This is a genomic window from Phormidium tenue FACHB-1052, assembly GCF_014696675.1.
GTDB lineage: Bacteria > Cyanobacteriota > Cyanobacteriia > Phormidesmidales > Phormidesmidaceae > Nodosilinea > Nodosilinea tenuis_A.
The window spans coordinates 30,082-48,630 of record NZ_JACJQN010000010.1; the positions used below are offsets into that span (position 1 = coordinate 30,082).

Here is an 18,549-nt window from a genome sequence, read left to right on the forward strand (position 1 = left end):
TTTTTTAAGATTCCTGAAATCTTAAAAAAATTGAGGATGTCGTTCTACACCAGCTTAAGTTTATCGTCTATAACCAGTCTCAGAGGAGATTGTTAGATGGATAAGTTAGAGCACTTTCGAACCTGCATTCAAGAGCTGCTAGAGCAGCATAGTCAGTACAAAACGCAGGAGGAAGGGATCGATAATCTTCTTGTGTTTGACACAACTCGTGACCACTACCAGTTGATGCGCGTGGGCTGGAAGGGGCTAAGTCGGGTGTACCATACGGTGCTTCATTTCGATATTGAGGATGGCAAAATCTGGCTTCAGCAAAATACAACGGATATTGATGTTGGGCAAGAACTCATCGATATGGGTGTTGCGAAGGAGGATATTGTTCTGGGGTTGCATCCTAGCTACAAGCGCCCCTATACCGGCTATGGAGTCGCCTAAAACATCAATCGCGCAGATGAGCTATTTCGAGAGACTATATTCGAGATATGAAGCTGAAGCGTTAGGAGCTAGCTGATCATGCCGAAGAAGAAAACTGCGTCAGTTGTCGGAACCTGGCACATCTACGAAATGGAGCAGTGGGATGAGGCTTATTTCAATATGGAGGTGCAGGCCTACATCACGATCAATCAAGGTGGGGCTGGAGATTTTCAATTCGGATTGGTCGCCGGAGGTTTGGATGGAGAGTTTGTCCGAGATGGCAACACTGAACGGTTTGAGTTTACCTGGGAGGGTAATGATGAGTGTGATGAAGCCTCTGGTAGCGGCTGGCTGAGGCTAAAGTCAGCGGATGAGGTGGAAGGGAGCATTACGTTGCATGGGGGCGATCGCTCTGCCTTTGCCGCCCGGAGAGCTTGATGGTTCGATCGCTGCCTTTAGAACAGCGCGTTTGCTGTGCAGATCAGATATGAATCACTGCTAGAGACGGATGAATCGCTTGACTGGGATGGTGCGATCGCACTGGTCAGCAGTTTGTATGTTGCTGCGGTTAGCCAGGTGAGTCTGGCGGGGGAATAAGGCGATCGCCGTTAATGAAGCATGAGTGTAGGCTTATCAGAAAACTTGGCGGCTAAGTTCATATCAACTTGAATTGATACAAAAGCTCTGACTGACTCGGATGTAGCCGATTACAATGGGTCAGAGCTAAGAAATCAAGTGCATCATAGTGCGGTAGGGCACCTATTCAGCTGTTTGCGGAATTACATAGTAACCTGTTCATAAAGGAGTTAGTGCTCTGCAAAGAATCACCTTTGTATCTTATCAAGCTAGTTCGCAATGGACACTGAACACTAACTCTAAATTTCATTGTACAAAACTAAAATAATTCAAAATACTCGGTTTTTTTGGAGACTAATTAAATATGGAACAACAGTTATCGTCTTTGTCTAAAATTTTCACGGAACGTATATATAGAATTCCCGATTATCAGAGAGGATATGCGTGGACTGAGAAGCAGCTTAAAGATTTTTTAGGAGACTTAGATCAACTCGAGAATGGGAAAAATCACTATTTAGGAGTTCTCACTTTAGAAGAAGTCCCAGAAAGTATATACTCAAGCTGGAAAGATGATATCTGGATTATAGATGCTAAAAGCTATATCCCTTATTACATTGTCGATGGACAACAAAGATTGACAACCGCAATTATCTTGATTCAATCAATAATTGAGTCAGTCAACTCAGAATTGATGCTGAATTATAGCACCATTGGCGAGATCAGGAAAAAATTTATTTATGATTCTAAAGATAGTGGAATCTCGCGATCTTATATTTTCGGGTATGAGCGTGACAACCCTAGCTATGAATTTCTTAAAACCAAAATATTCCTAGAGCATTCTGAGACCAGCGAAACACCTCAAGAAACTATATACACTCACAATCTTGAATTATCTAAGAAATTCTTCCTTGAGAAACTAGAAGGAAACTCAGTGAAAGAGAAGGAGACTCTATACAAAAAACTTACACAGAATCTTCTTTTCAATATTTACACAATTTCGTCGGATATTGATGTCTTTGTCGCATTCGAGACAATGAACAACAGAGGAAAGCCTCTATCGTATTTAGAATTACTCAAAAATAGGTTAATATATTTATCCACAAAATTTGATGTAGAAGATTACGAAAGAGAAAAACTAAGAAGAAGCATCAATGAGGCTTGGAAGACAATTTATCATTATTTAGGAAGAAACAAAAACAAGCCCTTGGATGATGATCTATTTCTCTCCAACCATTTCTCGGTTTATTTTGAGAAAGCATCTGACAGTCGAGAAGCATTTATATACGATGTTGATCCAGTCACTGCCAGAATCTTGCATAGAAGATCTAGGGGCAACTATAGTACATATCTTTTAGAAAAGAAATTTACAGTAAAAAGCCTGAAATTAGAAAAAGAAAAATCTGAGCCCAAAATCTCTTCTCAACAGAAAAATGATTTGCCCGCCCTAGAGCCTCTATCACTAAATGAAGTATATGATTACGTTACCAGCTTACAGAAATCCGTAGAACTTTGGTATAAGATTCTCAACCCAGAAGATAGCGACTTCGCCCCAGAAGTGAAAACATGGTTAGACAAATTGGTTAGACTTTCTCGCAGAAGTGATTTTTTCCCATCCGCCCCTCTCATTATGATTTTCTTTTTAAAGGAGACTCATAGCAGGGAAAGAGTGAGACTCTTAAAGGTACTTGAGAATATTGGCTTCTTTGAATTAATTTTTGATCCTCAGGAACTATACTTCTTCCTCGAACTTCCTAGGCTTAACATGACAGATCTAGCCATAAAGTTGAGCAAAGACGAAATTAGCCCATCAAAACTAATAAAACAGTTAGAAGAAGTTTATGGGAAGTTCTCAAGCAGCAAAGCATTAAAATTCGGCCTTAGCACGAAAATAAAAGACAACGGTTTCTATAAATGGCCCGGAATTAAGTACTTTCTTTTTGAGTATGACTTGGATCTTCAAAGCAGGTCTAAAACAAATAGGAAGAAATTAAACTGGCAGGACTTTGCGGATTTTGATTATAAGACAATTGAGCACATTTATCCGCAAAATCCTCGGAAAGAGTGCTGGACTAGTCTTTTTGAAAAGTATTCATCAAAGGAGAGGAGCCTTCTAAGGCATTCCTTAGGAAATCTGCTGCCTTTGTCAAGTCCTAAAAATTCCAGCTTTAGCAATAAATGTTTTAGCGAGAAGATATCAAATGACAAGAATACTACAGGATATCGATATGGCTCTTATTCCGAAAATGAGATAACAAAATATAAAGATTGGACTTCAAAAGAGATTTTAGAAAGAGGAATAAGGCTGTTAGATTTTATGGAAAAACGCTGGAATTTCTCCCTAGGTACAGAACAAGAAAAAATAGAATTTCTGAACCTTGGATTTGTTCTTGAAAAGGAATAATCAGCTATATCTTTAGAATAAGATGGTGTACTAACGTGAGTTCAGTAAAGATTTAGCGTAGAGGTGATCACTACCTGCCACTCAATCCATTTACTAACAAATGGTACAGTGCTGCTATCTCTAGCGAGTAGCTAGCTGATCCTCGTAGGCTGCAAAATCCCTGGGCAGCAGAATGTCCATGGTTTCAAACTTGCCGAGTGTCAGCAGATCCTTATCACCTGTGATGATGCAGGCTGCATTGCCAGCGATCAACTTTGGTATCCAACACCAGGTTCATGACACCATCTCAAAGATGTCATCATCTGTGTAGTCAGCCTGCACTTTTTGCAAAAGCTGTTCGCGCAGCGACCTGAACTGATGAACAAACACAAACTCTTGCAGTGCCCTTTGTAGCACTCCCTCGGGCGACAAGCCCTCAGTCTGGGTCAGTCGATCTACAGCAGCCCTGAGTTCTGGTGTAAGAGGAATCGTGAGAGTATCTTCCATCGCCCTAGACCCACTAAAACTACACCCACGATAGCAGTCAACAACAGCAGCATCCACCCTACAAGTCTTTTACTTCTTCACCTAAGTAGCGCTCTACAAAAGCCTTAGCCGCTAAAGGATGCAGCGTCTTCAAGGCTCTAACGATGTCTACAATCGTTTCGCCCGATGGGTCGCTCTTCTCATTCGCCCATCGGTACACACTATTGCGTTCAATATCGAGAGCCGCCGCAAGGCTGTATTGGCTCACCTCAAACTCCTCAAGCACTTGCCTGAGCACCTGTCCTGCTTTTCCCATGCCTTCATGGTGTCAGACCAGTACAAGCCCGTAAACAACTGATCTGTTGACGGCAACTAACTTGTTGACTATGATGCTAGTCATCGTTTCTGTTGACGCGCTATGCAAAACCACCCTCCAATAGGCTCAGGGCAAGACTTTAACCCCGCCGCCTGCTACAGTGCCCGCATCATCACCCCCGACCCTGCCACGGGTGCAGAGCCAGCCGACTCTGGCCAAGTCCATCTCGAACTCACCCTCAAGCTCCATAGCTACCCCAACCCCGATCGCGAGCCCGTCAAAATTCTCGTCATTGGCAGCAAGCGATCGGTTAGCTCCATCGTCGTCGCCCTTCACCAGCTCGGCTTTGCCGAAATCTTTGAGTGGACAGACTTTCTCAGTGCTCCCAATGCCGATAAACCGTTCCAGTTCCAGCCTGGCGAAGTGATGAAAGCACTGGTGAAATTCTTGCCCCGAGAAGAGTAGCGGGCAAAAAGTCGGCTTGGCTATCCTGATCGAACAGCCGAGCCGACCACACAACTACACTACCAACCCCTTCGCCCCAGATCTTCTACCTCAGCACTCAGCAGTTAACCACAGCCGCGATCGCCCACTCCCCAACCGCTAACGCTAATACCCTAAGCCTTAAAACATAAGCAAACCAGATTAATACCTACTCCCCAGCTGCTAACGAGTTCGACCTAGCGCCTAACCAGTTCTGCTCAAGCGTAAAGTAGTTCTCCCTAGCTGCCCATGGGTTCTGCTTAGGGGCAAAGTAGTTCGCCTTAGCAGTTAATGGGGTCTCAGTAGAGCTTAGCTAGCACCCTAGCTGCATTAAGGCTTAGATCTTTGCCCCTGTAGCCCAAACAGGCGAGTCTATTTTTTCTTCCTCAAGACATTAAGCGTAAAACTACAGAACTTTTTTTACTCCACTTGAAGAGTTCTCGCCCCCTGTATAAAGCTTCTATATCTCCTCAACCCGCCCAGATGCTTTTGAAACGCGAGCGTCAACTCTGAAGCCAAGTTGATCACCCGGTCAGCCCCTCCAGTTCTCTTATTCAAACTCCCAAGGAGGGAGTACAACCATGGCACGAGCCAAACGCACATCTACCTCTCTACAAAAAGCAGAGCGTCGCGCTGCTGGAATGGGCTCCATCGCCCGCGACCTCAATCTGGGTAACGGTATGACCCTCGCCTCATTCTGGGCCGATATCGACGACATGCGCGATCGCCAGAACAAATACAACGAGATGCTTTCCACCGTCGATCAGCTCTACAACGAAATGCTCGCCGCCGAAAAAGCCCTGGCCGAAAAGTCGGAAAGGATGCTGAATGCCGTAGCCGTGGTCTATGGCCGCAAAAGCTCTGAATATGAAATGGCAGGCGGCAAGCGGCGGCCTGAGCGGCGACGGTCTAGCCAGTCTGCTGCTGATCAGCAATCAGTTGCTTAGGAGCTTGCCCCAAACCCAAGTCAGTTTAAAGGGCGATCGCATGGCATGGTGCGATCGCCCTTGTTTTTGAGGGCGTTGCTGATCAGCGGTATGATTTGCTCCCCTAGCCCCCCCGTTCTGAGGGTAACCGGACAACTTCAAAGTTCCCCAAGATTGGGGAGTGAAGGGCCGATGCAGCAACTGTTGCTTTTGCAGATTCATGCTTCAATTCAACAACGCCTGGTTTGAAACCCTGCTAATCGCGTAGCCTGGCGGCACCTTGAGGAGCAACTGGCAGAGATGGTCTAAATGCCCCTCTGCAATTCTCTGACCCAGCTTCCCTGAGTTCTAGATTGGCTTGGCTCAAACAAAAGTTTGGACTGCCCAGTTGCAGAACAGAAGCTAAAGATTTGTTGACATCTCCTACGAAATTAAACAAATTTAGATAGGTGGATACCAAAGAACCTTAAACGAATTAATTTAGTTACATTAGAGCTAAAAGCCACTGGGAGTATCGTCACTTCTGAGGAAGAGCAAGAGGTTTTTACGTCTATGCTCAAGTCTGGCAAAGGCAATCAGGGCATTAATCCTTGTGATATTTCAGGTAGGAGTTCCTGAACGTCTACCGATAGACTTTTCTAGAAGTCTGAAATGGTCATCGCTTTGGTGTAAAGCATCTTGCCACAAAGTAGTAAGAACATGATCTTTAGTGTTGTCTAAAAATAAAGCCCAAAAAGCCTTGCATCCCCTTGCCAGCAGGGCTTTCAGTCGTTTTATTTGAGGTTACTAAAGAGCCATAGCGGTTCTCGTTAGGGTGAGCTATGCGGCAAGGCTTTTGCTTGCCTTATCGAGTTGCGAGCCGCAATAACCATTTTGGGTTGCAGATAGCTTGGGCGCTATTTCCCACCAGGCCTTTTTGGTTAGCGTCCTCATGCACTAGCTTGATTTTGGTGATTTTCATGGCTCTTTCGGGTTCGCGGGTGATGGTGGGGCTGATAGGCAAATTGGCAGGCTTCGGGCTCCTAACAGGAATAAATCGTCTCTTGCTATAGAGTGTCCACCATTAATTAAAAGAACCAATTTTATTTCTTTTGGGGCAGCATATTTCCTCAATCTAATCGCTCAAATATTCACTGACGAGACGATGGAGATAGTGTTTTATGGCCAGTCTCAATCTAACGCTGAATGCTCAAGTTGTCGGAGGCCCCCAGGTCAGTGCCTCTCGTACTAAGCAAATTGAAGCCTACGACAAAGTCGATGTGATGATCAATCCTGGCGACACTGATGTTGAGGTGACTATTCAACCCGGAGCCGCTGGCCAGGTTGGTTTTTTGCTGATCAAATCGAGTCTCTACAGCCAGGCTGCGGCTGATCAAAAGCTGACCTACTTTGTGGTCGATGGTGGTAGCGATTTTCCGGCGGCGGGCGATGGGCTGGAATTGAATGACCCCCATGTCTATATCGGCGGAGCACTGGCGGTGTTTGGGCTGGCCCCCAGGGCTCTGCGGTTTACCAGCACCTACGTGGCTGATCCGACAAATCCCACGGTGAATCGAGCCGTGGTCGAAATTTTGGTGGGACGCAGTGCGATCGCCCCCTAACCAGGCCTCAGTCCCAAGCCAACGCCACCCGTGAGCCAGTTCAACATCTCATCATCTGAGAGGACGTGACTATGCCGATTACCCCCACCTATCCAGGTGTTTATATTGAGGAAATTTCCAGTGGTGTGCGCACCATTATTGGGGTCGCCACGTCGATTACGGCGTTTTTGGGCCGAGCCAAGCGTGGCCCCGACAATACCGCTGTGACCCTCAACAGCTTTTCTGACTTTGGCCGTGTCTTTGGCGGGCTTTGGGAGGAAAGCAGCCTTGGGTTTGCGGTCAAAGATTTTTATCTGAATGGGGGTAGCCAGGCGATCGTGGTGCGCCTTCACAATGGGGCTACCGCCGCCATACTAGATCTGCCGACCGGTGCCGTGGCCCCCGATGATTTTCTGCAATTAGAGGCGGCTAGTGTCGGGAGCTGGGGCGGCAGTCTCCGCGCCACAGTCGATTACGACACCAAAGACCCCGCCACTCTCTTTAACCTAGTTGTGTTTGAGGCCGATAGCACCACAGGTGAGTTGCTGGGGTCGCCTGAAGCCTTTCTGAATGTGTCGATCGACCCCAGCAACCCGCGCTATTTACCCATCGTGCTAGAGCAACAGTCGCAGTTGGTGCGGGTGATCAGAGATATCAACGATGAGTGGGTCGTGCCCAACGCCCGGCCTAGCGAAACGCCCACCGGGCCAGACGTGCCAGTGCTGGCGACGGGCGGCGGCAACGGCACTGCTCTAACATCCGTGGAGTTTGATGACCCGGCTGACCCCACCATGCAAGATGACAAGCGGGGGCTCTATGCCCTAGAGCAGGCCGATCTTTTCAACCTGCTGTGCATTCCGCCCTACCTGTCCACGGGCGATGTCGATACCGGCGTGGTGGCGGCGGCGGCGGTGTACTGCGAAACGCGGCGGGCCATGCTGCTGATCGACCCGCCCAGCGACTGGACGAACAAGACCACCGCCCGCAACGAAATTCGAGATCCTGTGGCCAACCTGGGTACGCAGAGCAAGAATGCTGCGGTCTTTTTCCCTCGGGTGAAGCAGGCCAACCCGCTGCGGGAGAACCAGTTGGAGGAATTTGTGCCCTGCGGCGTAGTGGCTGGTATTTTTGCTCGCACCGATGCCCAGCGGGGGGTGTGGAAAGCCCCGGCGGGGCTGGAGGCGACGCTGACGGGCGTATCGGCCCTGAGCGTCAACCTGACCGATGCGGAAAACGGCGAACTGAACCCGCTGGGGGTAAACTGTCTGCGCTTTTTCCCTGGAGTGGGGCGGGTGCTTTGGGGCTCGCGCACGTTGCAGGGAGCCGATCGCCTCGCCTCAGAGTGGAAATACATTCCGGTGCGGCGGCTGGCGCTGTTTTTAGAAGAGAGCCTCTATCGCGGCACCCAGTGGGTGGTGTTTGAGCCCAACGACGAGCCGTTGTGGGCGCAGATTCGCCTCAACATTGGGGCGTTTATGAACAACCTGTTTCGGCAGGGTGCGTTTCAGGGGACAACGCCTCGGGAGGCCTACTTTGTTAAGTGCGACCGGGAAACTACCACCCAAAACGATATCGATCGCGGCATTGTCAACATCGTGGTGGGTTTTGCGCCGCTGAAACCGGCTGAGTTTGTGATTATCAAGTTCCAACAGATTGCGGGCAACATCGCTACCTAAGGGAGACGGTCAAATGGCTCAATTTAGCGTTAACGCGCAACGGTTTGACCCCTACAAAAATTTCAAATTTCGGGTCAAGTGGGATGGTCGCTACGTGGCGGGCGTCAGCAAGGTGGGGGCGCTCAAACGCACCACGGAAGTGGTGGAGCACCGGGAAGGCGGTGACCCCAGCACCTCGCGCTTTTCGCCGGGTCGCTCAAAGTTTGAGCCGATCATGCTGGAGCGCGGCGTCACCCACGATACAGAGTTTGAGAAGTGGGCCAACAAGGTCTGGAACTTTGGCTCAGGCCTGGGGGCTGAGGTGTCGCTGGCCGACTTTCGCAAAGACATCATCGTCGAAATGATGAACGAGGCCGGGCAGGTGGCGATCGCCTACCGCATCTACCGCTGTTGGGTGTCGGAATTCACCGCCATACCGGAGCTAGACGCCAACGCCAACGCGATCGCCATTCAGAGCATTCAACTGCAAAACGAAGGATGGGAGCGGGATTTAGATGTCACGGAGCCCTCAGAACCCAGCTTCACCGAGCCCGAGCAGTAGCCCCCTGGGGTTTCTGGCGGTGTCTGCCACCCTGGCTAGCGCCTTTGGGGTGTCGCTGCCGCTGGGGCTGCGGCGCTACGGCCAGCGGTGGGACGATCTGGCGATCGACTTTCAGCAGCCGCTGCGCCCGCAGTTAGAGACCGACCTGCTGGCGGTCTGCATTCGCGATGCCCAGGGCCACAGCCTCGACCCAGAATTTTTCTGGCGCTGGGGGGTGAGCGATCGCACGGCGGGGTTGCTGAGTCTGGTGGCGCTGGAAATTGGGCCAACCTTGCCCTTGACCCTGGCCTGCCCTCAGGAAAACTGTCAGCAGGTGATGGAGGTGGCGATCGCCCTGGATGCCCTGCACCAGCTTCAGCCAGAAGCCGCCCCAGAGGTGGCCACCGTATCCCTAGGGGAACAGCAACTCCAGGTGCGCCGCCCCACCGGGCAAGATCAGCTCACCTGGCTGACTCAGACGACCCAGGGAGATCCACCGGATTTACGAACCATGCTCCAGAGCCTGATTCAAACCCCTAACTCAGCCGAGCAGGCCAACCCGCTGCCCCCAGATTTAACCCCAGCGCTGCCCGCTTTGAACCAGGCGCTCGATGACCTGGATCCGCTGGTGAACTTTAGCCTGGCGGTGACCTGTCCCCACTGCGGTCAGCCCTCGCAGCCGGAGATTGACCTGGGGGCCTGGGCGTTAAAAATTCTCCAGCGGGTGCAGCAGCGGCTGATTGAAACGGTGCATCGGCTGGCCTGTCGATACCACTGGACGGAGGCGGAAATTTTGGCTCTGCCGGAGTGGCGGCGCGATCGCTACCTGGCTCTGATCGATCGGGAGGTGCGCTAGGCATGAGCTACCTAACTCGCCTCAGCCAGCAAACCGGCCTCGCGCCTGTCGCGCCGCAGATTCACCCTGCCGAATCGTCTCCAATAGGATTGCGCCAGGTTGAGGAATTTGTCGCGCCTGCGTCGTCAGACCACAGCCTTACCGTCGAGCAACCTATTCTCCCTACCAATCTGTCCTCAAGTCCAGCGGTACTGAACTCAGAACCCGCCCCGTTCTCGGTATTGCCGCTGCCGCCATCGATTTCCTTGGATTTCCCTCAACCTGCGGCCCCAGTTCCACCTGGCTCAGATTCATCAACTCAGGGATTGCCTGCGCCCGATCTGCCTCGCCTAGAAGATTGGCGGGTAACAAATATTGGGGAGACGGAACCGTCTGCTTCGTCAGAGACAACGGTTGATGCTTCTCAGCCCTCGGTGAGGCTGCCGGAGAGGAGGGTTGCGCGATCCCCTGAGACGTCTTCCGTGGCAGCGTCATCCCCCCCAGCCATGACCTATCTGCAAACGCTCCAGACGGTGCGGGACTGGGTATCGGCCTCGCCAGAGGAAAGCCACCAGGTCGGGACGAATTCCCGTGCCGAGGCGGTTCCCGATTCGGATTTACCTCAGGCTGTACCCACTGCTCCTGTCACGGTTCAGGTCATCAATCCGACAGAATTAGCGATTTCCCCCTCTAATCGTCTGAATCTGGATCAGGCTTCCTATCCCTGGGATAACGCGACGAATTTCACCCCATTCCCTGCATCTACTACCGAACCCACCACCGTGATCTCGATTGGGTCGATTCAGGTCATGGTTGAGGGGCCACCGCCCCCTGTAACCCCTGCCCCCGTGAGGCGATCGGAGTCGCACTCTCCACCGGTTCGCCTTAGCCGCCACTACCTTCGTCTGCGCTAGAAACTACTATGGCCCTTACCGAGACTGGAAAAGCCATTGGTGCCGTCACCCAACTGCTGAAGGAGCATCTGCTGCCCCCCACGGTGCCCGAAATCGATGTCACCGTGGGGCGGCCTGAGGATGTGGCGACCTCCTCCCAAACCCCTAAGCTCAACCTGTTTCTCTACGAAATTCAGTTTGACGCCAGCCTGCGCAATCGGCCATTGGATCATGGGCAGCCCTTTCCGCTGTGGCTGGTGCTGAAGTATTTGCTCACCGCGATCGATACCACGGGTAACAGCGACAGCATTTTGGCCCACGGGCTGCTGGGGGAAGGGCTGCGCGCTCTGCAAGAGCTGGCTCTGCTGCCGCTGATTAGCTCTGCCAGCCCGCTAAATACCCGCGCCGCCCTGCAAGACAACCCCGAACCGCTAAAAATCACCTTCGACCAGACCCCCTCCGACCTGCTCTCGAAGGTAATGCAGGGCTCGGAGGAAAAATATCGCTGCTCGGTGGGGTTTGAGGTGCGCCCGGTGATGATTGCCACCCGTCAGCCCTCTTCTTACTCGCTGCTGGTGGGCATCAACTACGAAACCAATACGGTCATCGGCGCAGAGGGCATCAAAATTCCGGTGCTGCCGTCGATGGGGCCAATGCTGAAGGAGGTCTTTCCCCTGCGGATTACTCCGGTGGATCCTGACGTACTGCCACCCCAGGCTATCCCTACCGTGACGATGCGGGGGCAGAATTTGGCCCTAACGGATCTCTCGGTGCAGCTGGGGGATGTGGAATTGGCAGTTGTGGCGCGATCGCCCGGCGAAATTCAGGCGGCGGTCAACGGCGACATTAGCGATGGAGCGGTAATCTCGGCAGGCAGCCACGCCCTGCGGGTGGTGCAAGCCCTGCCTGAAAACCACCAGCGCAGCAGCAATTTGCTGGTGCTAAATCTGCTGCCCCTGCTGAATAGCGCTGACTATGCCGTGAGTGCCGACCCCGATTTGCAGGGGGTGCTGACCCTGACGGGCCGCCTGCTGGGCACTGCCGACGACGATATTTTTGTCGCCCTCTACCGAGCGGGCACCACTGTGCAGGTGTTTGATACAGCGGAACCTGTGGTGCCGCCGCCGCCAATCACGCTACAAACCCAGCTGCGGGTGCCCATTCGCACCGTTGATGCGGCTCCGGTGGCGGGCGATCGCATCATTCTACGGGTCAACGGCCAGCAGGCCAACCATAGCCCCCTGGTGACGCTATGAAAACTGGTGATGCCATGACCACCCTGAGCCAGCCGATCGCCTTTTCCCCTGCCCTGCGGGCCACCGATGCCAGCGCCAACCACTGGCTGCGCCAGGTGACCCTGCGGCTGCGGCGAGAAATTTGTTGGCGCTGGCACCAGCAGGGCTACGCCACCTCCCCCGACTCAGCCACCTTGCCTCCCGTGGTAGATCCGCTCAGTGAAAGCCTCGATCTCAGCCGCTACGGGCAGGATAAGGCCCATTTCTTCGCCACCGATGTCACCGCCCAGTATTTGACCGAACAGCTTGCGGTGGCCTCCCCTGCCGCTGGGCTCAGCCCCCAGGGCAGCTTCGGCTGGGTAGTGGAAACCCTGGGCCTGGAGGAGGCCGCCGCCTTTGTGCTGGCCCTGGCGTTGCTGGCCGCCTTTGATCCCGCCGCCGGGGCCGTGATCGCCACCTGCCAGAATAATTTGGCCGCCACCCAGCCCACCCTGGCTCTGGCCCAAAAACTGTGGGATGCACCCGCCGAGCTGCTGGTGTTGTGCGATCGCCGCCACCCGCTCTGGCGCTCTGGCCTGCTGCAAGCCACCCCAGACACCATGGGCGACTGGCAAACGCCGCTGATCGTGCCGCCGCTGCTGGCCCACCAACTGCTGTTTGCACCATCGACATTGCCCCCCGCCCTCACCCTCTGGCCCCTCGACACCCCGCTTTTACCGGAGCTTTCTGCCACCGGGCAGATGGTCGCCAACCGCCTGGGCATGGCCTCGGCCTACCTGCGAATTGTGCCAATTCAGGGGGCAGCCGGGGCACCGGCCCAAGCCACCATTCAAGGCATTGCCGAACTCACCCAGCGACCGGTGGCGGCCCTCAGCGAAACAGCGGCGGCCAGCGGTGACTACCTCGCCACGCTGATTACCCTCTGCTGGCTGCGGGGGCTAGATGTGTTTTTGCCGGAGCGCCCGGAGAAGATCGGGGGTGGCACTGGCGGATACCCCGAGCTACTGGCCCTGGCAGCGCTGCCGATCGCGGTGTTTTGGCAAATTCGCGATCGCGCCCAGCTGGCCCCCTTCGCCAGCGAGCAGGTGCTGCCGATTGTGGAACTGCCCCGGTTGGGGTACCGCGATCGCATCCAGACCTGGTACCGCGCCCTGGGGTTAAAGGAAGCCGATACCAACCCCGAGATCCAGCAGGAAATTGCCGAATGCGCCCGCCGCTTTCGCTACGAACCCCAGACCATCCACCGCGTCGCCCAAAGTGTGGCGCGTCCCCAAGACCTGAGCCGCCTATCGACCCTGCACCTGGCCACCGCTTGCCGAGCCGAAATGGCTCTAGATATCGGCGACCTGGCCCAGCCCGTCATCCCTCGCTTTAGCGACGATGAGCTGGTGCTGCCGCCCAAACAACACCAGCAATTTCAAGACATTCTCCAGGCCATGACCGCCCTCACCCAGGTGCATTACCAGTGGGGCACCGCCCGCGCCTGGAACGAGTGCGGCATTTCGGTGCTGTTTGAGGGGCCGCCCGGCACCGGCAAAACCATGGCCGCCGAAGCCCTCGCCAACCAGCTGGGACTGCCCATGTACCGCATCGACCTCTCCCAGGTGGTGAACAAATACATCGGCGAAACCGAAAAAAACCTCAAGCGCCTCTTCGACACCGCCGACATTTCCGACACCGTGCTCTTTTTTGACGAAGCCGACGCCCTGTTTGGCCGCCGCACCGAAGTCAAAGACGCCCACGATCGCTACGCCAACCTCGAGATCAGCTACCTGCTCGAACGCATGGAGCGCTTTAAGGGGCTGGCCATTCTCGCCACCAACCGCCAAAAAGACCTGGACGAAGCCTTTCTCCGCCGCCTCCGCTACATCATCGAGTTCCCCCTGCCCGACGAGCGCGATCGCCGCCGCCTCTGGCAGCAGGTGATTCCTCCCCAAGTCGATGCCAGCCAGCTCGACTTCGACTTCCTCGCCCGCCAGTTTCCCCTTGCGGGGGGCCACATCCGCTCCATCATATTCAACGCCTGCCTCCAAACCGCCACTCCATCCCCCCTATCTTCCCCCATCCATCCACCCATCCACTCCATCACTCCCCCCCCCCCCCCCCCCCCCCCCCACGCCCCACTCCCCACCCATCCGCCCCCCACCCTCACCATGGACCACGTCATGATCGCCATCAAACGCGAGTACGACAAACTCAACCGCTCCGTCAGCCAGACCCAGTTTGGCCCCTACGCCCCCCTCATAGAGAACCTCGACCGTGCCTGACCACCCTCCCAACCAACACATCCACATAGAACGCTTGGTGATTCGCACCCGTGGCCTGCCCGAATCCACCGTACACGCCGCCCTGGCCGGACTAGACACCGCCCTACTCGCCGCCGTTGCCCACCATCCCGGTTTCCCACAAACTCCAGCAGTCATTGATCACCTGAACGTGGCCCCAGTACAAGCCCGAGGCGATAGCCAACAACTCCGCCAGGCGATCGCCCACCAAATCGCCCACACCCTTACCTCCCCCCCTCCCCCATCACCCCCACCCTCCCAACCTTCCTAACCTTCTAACCCATCCACCCCCCACTCCCTACCCCCCTCCCCCATGAACCCCCTCGTCCGCGGCGCCATCATCGAATACGGCAGCGACTTTCTCGGCCCCCTGCCCAATGTCGTCATCTTTCAGTTCAACCCCGACAGCCTCTCCCGCAGCCTGCAAATCCCCGCGCCGCCCGAGCGATCGCGCCAGCCCGAGCGCAACCAAACCGGCGACAGCCCCCACGAAACCATCTCCCTCACCGCCCACTTCAGCGCCGCCGACCAGCTCAACGTCAGCAACCCCCTGGCCAAAGAATTTGGCATTGGCCCCCAACTCGCCGCTCTAGAACAAATGGTCTACCCCACCAGCACCCTCAGCGGCCTGATCGGCAAAGCCCTCGATGCCATTGGCGATGCCCTCGGCGGCAGCGACCCCACCACCCAAGCCACCCAACCCATCCCCCGCGTGGCCCTGCCCAACCTGCTATTTATCTGGGGCAAGGCCCGCGTTCTGCCCATCACCATTACCGCCCTCTCCATCACCGAGCAACAGTATGACAACCGCCTCAACCCCATTCAAGCCGAAGTCGCCCTCACCCTCGCCATCCCCACCCAAGAAACCTTCCAGGTGAATGACGATGCGATCGGTCGCGGCGCGCTGGAATACTCCACCCTTGCCAGAGAAGCCCAGGCGATCTTGAACCTGGCCAACACCGCTGGGCAAGCCGCTGAGTTAGCCGTTAACCTCGCCGCTGATCTGGTGGTGCCGTTCTAGTTGAAGCAGATGCGGGAGGTGGGGAAGGTGGGGAAGGTGAGGGGGATGGGGAAGGTGACGAAGGCACCAGAAAAATCTAAACTTTCTCCCCTCTATCTCCGCCACTCCATCACTCCCCCATCTCCCCATCTCCCTTATCTCCCCCATCTCCCCAACCCTCCCACCCCATCACCCCATCACCCCCCAACCCCCATGTTCCTCGAAACCTCCCGCTACCACCGCGTTCCCCAAACCAATACCGTCCTCAACGGTCGCACCGTCCGTGCCATTCGCCTGCGCCGCCTGCCCACCGTCCAGGGGGTTCCCTACACCGTTCAGGGCCAAGATCGGCTCGATATTTTGGCCCATCGCCAGTACGGCAACTCGACTCAGTTCTGGCGCATCGCCGATGCCAATACCGAGTTGGAGGCCAATGAGCTGGTCAAAACGCCCCTGAGAGAAATTCAGATTTAGGGGATTTCCAACTCAATTCAAAACTCTTTTATTCAGCATTCTCGCTTGGTGGGCAGTGCCCACCCTACGGTTTCAACCAATTCAAAACTCAAAACTCAACATTCAAAACTTTCACTCCCATGATCGAATACCGCCTCTTCTTCAACAACACCCCCGCCACCCGCGAGCAGCTTGACTTGGTGGAAGAGATCACTGTGGAGCAGGCGGTGGATATGGCTTGGGAGGCGCGGTTGCAGGTGCCGGTTGGCACCGACGCCCAGGGGCAGTGGACGGGGGAAACCGAGGCGCTGTTTGCCGAGTTTACGCCGGTGCGGATTGAGCTGCGGGTGGCAGAAAGTGGCTTTGTGCCGCTGATCGATGGGCCGATTGTGGAGATTGAACGCGATCGCCAGACCGAGCCGGGCCAGAGCATGATAACCGTGGTGGTGCAGGACGACAGCGTGTGGCTCAACCGGGAAGACCGCATCTTTCGGTTTGATGAGCAGCTCGATCACGAAATTGCCGAGGAGCTGTTTGATATTCCTCAGATCGCCTCGACGGAGATTGAGACCACCCCGGCCCCGACCAGTTCGACGGAAATAGCGGTGGTGCAGCGGGGGACGGCGATGCAGTTGCTGCGATCGCTCGCCCAGCGCCAGGGTCTACACGCCTACGTGCTGCCCGGTTCATCGCCCGGTGAAAGCATTGGCTGCTTTAAGCGCTTTACCACCGAGCCGGGGAACCTGCCGACGCTGACGCTGACGGGGCCAGAGCGCAACCTGGCCAGCTTTTCGCCCCGCGACGATGCCCAGCGTCCGACGCGGGTGACCACCTACGCCCTCAGCCTGCTGGATAAAACCGTGACCCAGCGCACCTCTGACTTTGCCAGCCTCGATCGCCTCGGCCCCGAAGATCCCTTTGCTGACGAGGCCAGCACGGCGGCCCAGATTTTGCCGCCCCGCTTTGGCGATGGGGTGGATCTAGACCAGGCGGTGGCCGCCGAGGCCGAGCGGGCCAGCTACGCCTCGGAGGTGACGGGTATGGTGCTGGGCCACTACTACCGGGGGGTGCTGGTGCCCTACCAGGTGGTCACGGTGAAGGGGGTAGACGATCGCCGCAGCGGCAACTACCTGATTGCCCAAGTCACTCACAGCCTGTCGCGCACCGAATATTCCCAGTCCTTTACCCTGCGGCGCAATGCCCGTTCGGAGGGGGCCGGAAGCAACTTTGCCGATCTAGCGGGAGCGATTTTCTAATGCCGACCTCAGACTACGAACAGATGGTTGTGGAACTCTCGGAGTTTCAGCGATCGCGCTATTTCGGCAAATATCGCGGCCTGGTGCGCGATGTAGACGACCCCCAAAGCCTCGGGCGCATCAAGGCCCAGGTGCCCGAAGCTCTGGGGGAAGAAGACTCGTCCTGGGCCTGGCCAGCGGTGCCCTTTGCCGGGGCTGGCCACGGCCTGGTGCTGCTGCCAGAAGTGGGCGACGGCGTGTGGATTGAGTTTGAGGCTGGCGATCTCTCCCGCCCGATCTGGACGGGGGGCTGGTGGGGCGAGGGCGAACTACCCGAGCCCGGCGGCACCGAAACCCGTGTTCTAGTCACCAGCGGTGGCCACAAGCTGGTGCTCGACGACAGCAACAACCAGGTGCAGCTGCTCCACGCGGGCGGGGCCGAGCTGACGATGACCAACACCGACATCACCCTCAAAATTGGCGCTACCCAGGTGGTGCTCTCCTCCAGCGGCGTCAACATCAACAACGGAGCATTCCAGGTGCGCTAATGCCAGGCTCTTACCTCACCACCGCCAGTACGATTATGTGCCCCCACGGCGGGCAGGCGATTCTGTTTACCGCCAACGCCGACGTGCTGGCCATGGGCGCGCCCGTGCTGCTCGAAACCGATGTGCATCCCGTGGTGGGCTGCCCCTTTACCGTCGGCCCCAAATATTCCCCCTGCGTGCGCATTGAGTGGTCGGCGGGGGCAGGCCAGAGCGACATCGGCGGCACCCCCGGCCTGGTCAAAACCAGCATTGGCCAGTGCTACAGCGCCGAAAACGCCGTTCAGGGCGTGGCCGTGATAGTGAACACCCAACCCAAGGCAGACTCCCGATGACTCCTCCCGACGGACGACACCTCTCCTTTCCCTTTCGCATTGGGGTCGACGGGCGCACCGCCCAGGTGAGTTCCCTAGAGCAGCACGTGCGCGACGAGCTGATGCAGCTAGTGCTGACCAACCTGGGCGAGCGGCTGTTTTTGCCGGAGTTTGGCACCGGGGTGCGGCGGCTGGTGTTTGAGAATGCCGGGGAAATTACGGCGGCGGCGGCCAAGGCTACCCTCACCCAGGCCCTATCGCGCTGGCTAGGGCAGCGAGTGACTCCGGAGGAACTGACCGTGGAGAGCAACAACGAAACCATCACCGTCGATCTGCGCTACCGGGTGGCAGGCACCCCCGACCAGCGCCGTCTGCGGTTTGAGCGGCAGGGAGGTTAGCG

The 18,549-nt window shown here is 55.5% G+C and carries 22 protein-coding genes; 20 read left to right on the forward strand and 2 right to left on the reverse strand.

The genetic code is table 11. The annotated features are described in order from the left end of the window. The first annotated feature begins 96 nt into the window (after positions 1 to 96). From H6G07_RS14405 to H6G07_RS14415, 4 genes are all read left to right on the forward strand, one after another. Positions 97 to 432 (forward strand): XisI protein, encoded by a 336-nt coding sequence (locus tag H6G07_RS14405; protein WP_073611064.1) that lies wholly within the window; start codon positions 97 to 99, stop codon positions 430 to 432. A 78-nt stretch (positions 433 to 510) separates the two neighbouring features. After that, positions 511 to 849 (forward strand): hypothetical protein, encoded by a 339-nt coding sequence (locus H6G07_RS14410; RefSeq protein ID WP_073611065.1) that lies wholly within the window; start codon positions 511 to 513, stop codon positions 847 to 849. Between the two features lie 36 nt (positions 850 to 885). Next, the gene (locus H6G07_RS26715) at positions 886 to 1,008 is read left to right on the forward strand and encodes a hypothetical protein (protein ID WP_277882075.1); all 123 of its coding nucleotides are present in this window, start codon (positions 886 to 888) and stop codon (positions 1,006 to 1,008) included. Between the two features lie 343 nt (positions 1,009 to 1,351). Next, positions 1,352 to 3,388 (forward strand): DUF262 domain-containing protein, encoded by a 2,037-nt coding sequence (locus H6G07_RS14415; RefSeq protein WP_073611066.1) that lies wholly within the window; start codon positions 1,352 to 1,354, stop codon positions 3,386 to 3,388. Positions 3,389 to 3,661: 273 nt separating this feature from the next. Here the strand turns inward: H6G07_RS14415 and H6G07_RS14420 are convergent, their stop codons facing one another. Next, a complete protein-coding gene (locus H6G07_RS14420; RefSeq protein WP_073611067.1) occupies positions 3,662 to 3,874 on the reverse strand; it encodes a hypothetical protein in 213 nt (70 codons plus the stop codon). Between the two features lie 58 nt (positions 3,875 to 3,932). Continuing rightward, complete coding sequence (locus H6G07_RS14425; protein ID WP_073611068.1) at positions 3,933 to 4,169, reverse strand: helix-turn-helix domain-containing protein; 237 nt, start codon at positions 4,167 to 4,169, stop codon at positions 3,933 to 3,935. A 102-nt stretch (positions 4,170 to 4,271) separates the two neighbouring features. Here H6G07_RS14425 and H6G07_RS14430 point away from each other — a divergent pair, with 102 nt between their 5' ends. The 16 genes from H6G07_RS14430 to H6G07_RS14505 all read left to right on the forward strand — a co-directional run bounded on the left by H6G07_RS14430 (position 4,272) and on the right by H6G07_RS14505 (position 18,547). Next, positions 4,272 to 4,634 (forward strand): hypothetical protein, encoded by a 363-nt coding sequence (locus H6G07_RS14430; RefSeq protein WP_073611069.1) that lies wholly within the window; start codon positions 4,272 to 4,274, stop codon positions 4,632 to 4,634. A 599-nt stretch (positions 4,635 to 5,233) separates the two neighbouring features. Further along, on the forward strand, positions 5,234 to 5,599 hold the full coding sequence (locus tag H6G07_RS14435; protein WP_073611070.1) for a hypothetical protein: 366 nt from the start codon (positions 5,234 to 5,236) through the stop codon (positions 5,597 to 5,599). Between the two features lie 1,139 nt (positions 5,600 to 6,738). Next, positions 6,739 to 7,179, forward strand: coding sequence for a hypothetical protein (locus tag H6G07_RS14440; protein WP_073611071.1), 441 nt, complete (start codon positions 6,739 to 6,741; stop codon positions 7,177 to 7,179). A 71-nt stretch (positions 7,180 to 7,250) separates the two neighbouring features. Further along, on the forward strand, positions 7,251 to 8,834 hold the full coding sequence (locus H6G07_RS14445; protein ID WP_073611072.1) for a phage tail sheath family protein: 1,584 nt from the start codon (positions 7,251 to 7,253) through the stop codon (positions 8,832 to 8,834). Positions 8,835 to 8,847: 13 nt separating this feature from the next. Next, positions 8,848 to 9,375, forward strand: coding sequence for a phage tail protein (locus H6G07_RS14450; RefSeq protein WP_073611073.1), 528 nt, complete (start codon positions 8,848 to 8,850; stop codon positions 9,373 to 9,375). A gap of 19 nt (positions 9,376 to 9,394) precedes the next feature. Next, complete coding sequence (locus H6G07_RS14455; protein WP_073611074.1) at positions 9,395 to 10,210, forward strand: hypothetical protein; 816 nt, start codon at positions 9,395 to 9,397, stop codon at positions 10,208 to 10,210. 2 nt (positions 10,211 to 10,212) lie between these two features. Continuing rightward, on the forward strand, positions 10,213 to 11,103 hold the full coding sequence (locus tag H6G07_RS14460; protein WP_139297205.1) for a hypothetical protein: 891 nt from the start codon (positions 10,213 to 10,215) through the stop codon (positions 11,101 to 11,103). 8 nt (positions 11,104 to 11,111) lie between these two features. Then, positions 11,112 to 12,338: a Pvc16 family protein gene (locus H6G07_RS14465; RefSeq protein ID WP_073611077.1), complete on the forward strand. Its 1,227-nt coding sequence runs from the start codon at positions 11,112 to 11,114 to the stop codon at positions 12,336 to 12,338. Next, positions 12,335 to 14,584 carry an ATP-binding protein gene (locus H6G07_RS14470; RefSeq protein ID WP_190740720.1) on the forward strand — a complete coding sequence of 750 codons (2,250 nt, stop codon included), beginning with the start codon at positions 12,335 to 12,337 and terminating at the stop codon, positions 14,582 to 14,584. Before H6G07_RS14465 ends, H6G07_RS14470 begins: the two co-directional genes overlap by 4 nt. Then, positions 14,577 to 14,873 carry a hypothetical protein gene (locus H6G07_RS14475; protein ID WP_139297059.1) on the forward strand — a complete coding sequence of 99 codons (297 nt, stop codon included), beginning with the start codon at positions 14,577 to 14,579 and terminating at the stop codon, positions 14,871 to 14,873. The genes H6G07_RS14470 and H6G07_RS14475 overlap by 8 nt, the downstream gene beginning before the upstream one ends. A gap of 42 nt (positions 14,874 to 14,915) precedes the next feature. Next, the gene (locus H6G07_RS14480; RefSeq protein WP_073609005.1) at positions 14,916 to 15,623 is read left to right on the forward strand and encodes a hypothetical protein; all 708 of its coding nucleotides are present in this window, start codon (positions 14,916 to 14,918) and stop codon (positions 15,621 to 15,623) included. A 192-nt stretch (positions 15,624 to 15,815) separates the two neighbouring features. After that, entirely contained in the window at positions 15,816 to 16,076 is a 261-nt protein-coding gene (locus H6G07_RS14485; RefSeq protein ID WP_073609004.1) for a hypothetical protein, read from the forward strand. Between the two features lie 119 nt (positions 16,077 to 16,195). After that, entirely contained in the window at positions 16,196 to 17,311 is a 1,116-nt protein-coding gene (locus tag H6G07_RS14490) for a hypothetical protein (protein WP_073609003.1), read from the forward strand. Then, the gene (locus tag H6G07_RS14495) at positions 17,311 to 17,838 is read left to right on the forward strand and encodes a phage baseplate assembly protein V (protein ID WP_084173218.1); all 528 of its coding nucleotides are present in this window, start codon (positions 17,311 to 17,313) and stop codon (positions 17,836 to 17,838) included. Before H6G07_RS14490 ends, H6G07_RS14495 begins: the two co-directional genes overlap by 1 nt. Continuing rightward, positions 17,838 to 18,170, forward strand: a complete 333-nt coding sequence (locus tag H6G07_RS14500) for a hypothetical protein (protein WP_073609002.1) — start codon at positions 17,838 to 17,840, stop codon at positions 18,168 to 18,170. Before H6G07_RS14495 ends, H6G07_RS14500 begins: the two co-directional genes overlap by 1 nt. Then, positions 18,167 to 18,547: a GPW/gp25 family protein gene (locus H6G07_RS14505; protein ID WP_073609001.1), complete on the forward strand. Its 381-nt coding sequence runs from the start codon at positions 18,167 to 18,169 to the stop codon at positions 18,545 to 18,547. The genes H6G07_RS14500 and H6G07_RS14505 overlap by 4 nt, the downstream gene beginning before the upstream one ends. The last annotated feature ends 2 nt before the right edge of the window (positions 18,548 to 18,549 follow it).

Bases quoted from the DNA above. Each gene is read 5' to 3' on its own strand.
- H6G07_RS14445 (WP_073611072.1), top strand. From the start codon at position 7,251: ATGCCGATTACCCCCACCTATCCAGGTGTTTATATTGAGGAAATTTCC.
- H6G07_RS14430 (WP_073611069.1), top strand. From the start codon at position 4,272: ATGCAAAACCACCCTCCAATAGGCTCAGGGCAAGACTTTAACCCCGCC.
- H6G07_RS14500 (WP_073609002.1), top strand. From the start codon at position 17,838: ATGCCAGGCTCTTACCTCACCACCGCCAGTACGATTATGTGCCCCCAC.
- H6G07_RS14440 (WP_073611071.1), top strand. From the start codon at position 6,739: ATGGCCAGTCTCAATCTAACGCTGAATGCTCAAGTTGTCGGAGGCCCC.
- H6G07_RS14505 (WP_073609001.1), top strand. From the start codon at position 18,167: ATGACTCCTCCCGACGGACGACACCTCTCCTTTCCCTTTCGCATTGGG.
- H6G07_RS14465 (WP_073611077.1), top strand. From the start codon at position 11,112: ATGGCCCTTACCGAGACTGGAAAAGCCATTGGTGCCGTCACCCAACTG.
- H6G07_RS14435 (WP_073611070.1), top strand. From the start codon at position 5,234: ATGGCACGAGCCAAACGCACATCTACCTCTCTACAAAAAGCAGAGCGT.
- H6G07_RS14460 (WP_139297205.1), top strand. From the start codon at position 10,213: ATGAGCTACCTAACTCGCCTCAGCCAGCAAACCGGCCTCGCGCCTGTC.
- H6G07_RS14425 (WP_073611068.1), bottom strand. From the start codon at position 4,169: ATGGGAAAAGCAGGACAGGTGCTCAGGCAAGTGCTTGAGGAGTTTGAG.
- H6G07_RS14450 (WP_073611073.1), top strand. From the start codon at position 8,848: ATGGCTCAATTTAGCGTTAACGCGCAACGGTTTGACCCCTACAAAAAT.
- H6G07_RS14485 (WP_073609004.1), top strand. From the start codon at position 15,816: ATGTTCCTCGAAACCTCCCGCTACCACCGCGTTCCCCAAACCAATACC.
- H6G07_RS14405 (WP_073611064.1), top strand. From the start codon at position 97: ATGGATAAGTTAGAGCACTTTCGAACCTGCATTCAAGAGCTGCTAGAG.
- H6G07_RS14410 (WP_073611065.1), top strand. From the start codon at position 511: ATGCCGAAGAAGAAAACTGCGTCAGTTGTCGGAACCTGGCACATCTAC.
- H6G07_RS14480 (WP_073609005.1), top strand. From the start codon at position 14,916: ATGAACCCCCTCGTCCGCGGCGCCATCATCGAATACGGCAGCGACTTT.
- H6G07_RS14420 (WP_073611067.1), bottom strand. From the start codon at position 3,874: ATGGAAGATACTCTCACGATTCCTCTTACACCAGAACTCAGGGCTGCT.
- H6G07_RS14470 (WP_190740720.1), top strand. From the start codon at position 12,335: ATGAAAACTGGTGATGCCATGACCACCCTGAGCCAGCCGATCGCCTTT.
- H6G07_RS14415 (WP_073611066.1), top strand. From the start codon at position 1,352: ATGGAACAACAGTTATCGTCTTTGTCTAAAATTTTCACGGAACGTATA.
- H6G07_RS14495 (WP_084173218.1), top strand. From the start codon at position 17,311: ATGCCGACCTCAGACTACGAACAGATGGTTGTGGAACTCTCGGAGTTT.
- H6G07_RS14490 (WP_073609003.1), top strand. From the start codon at position 16,196: ATGATCGAATACCGCCTCTTCTTCAACAACACCCCCGCCACCCGCGAG.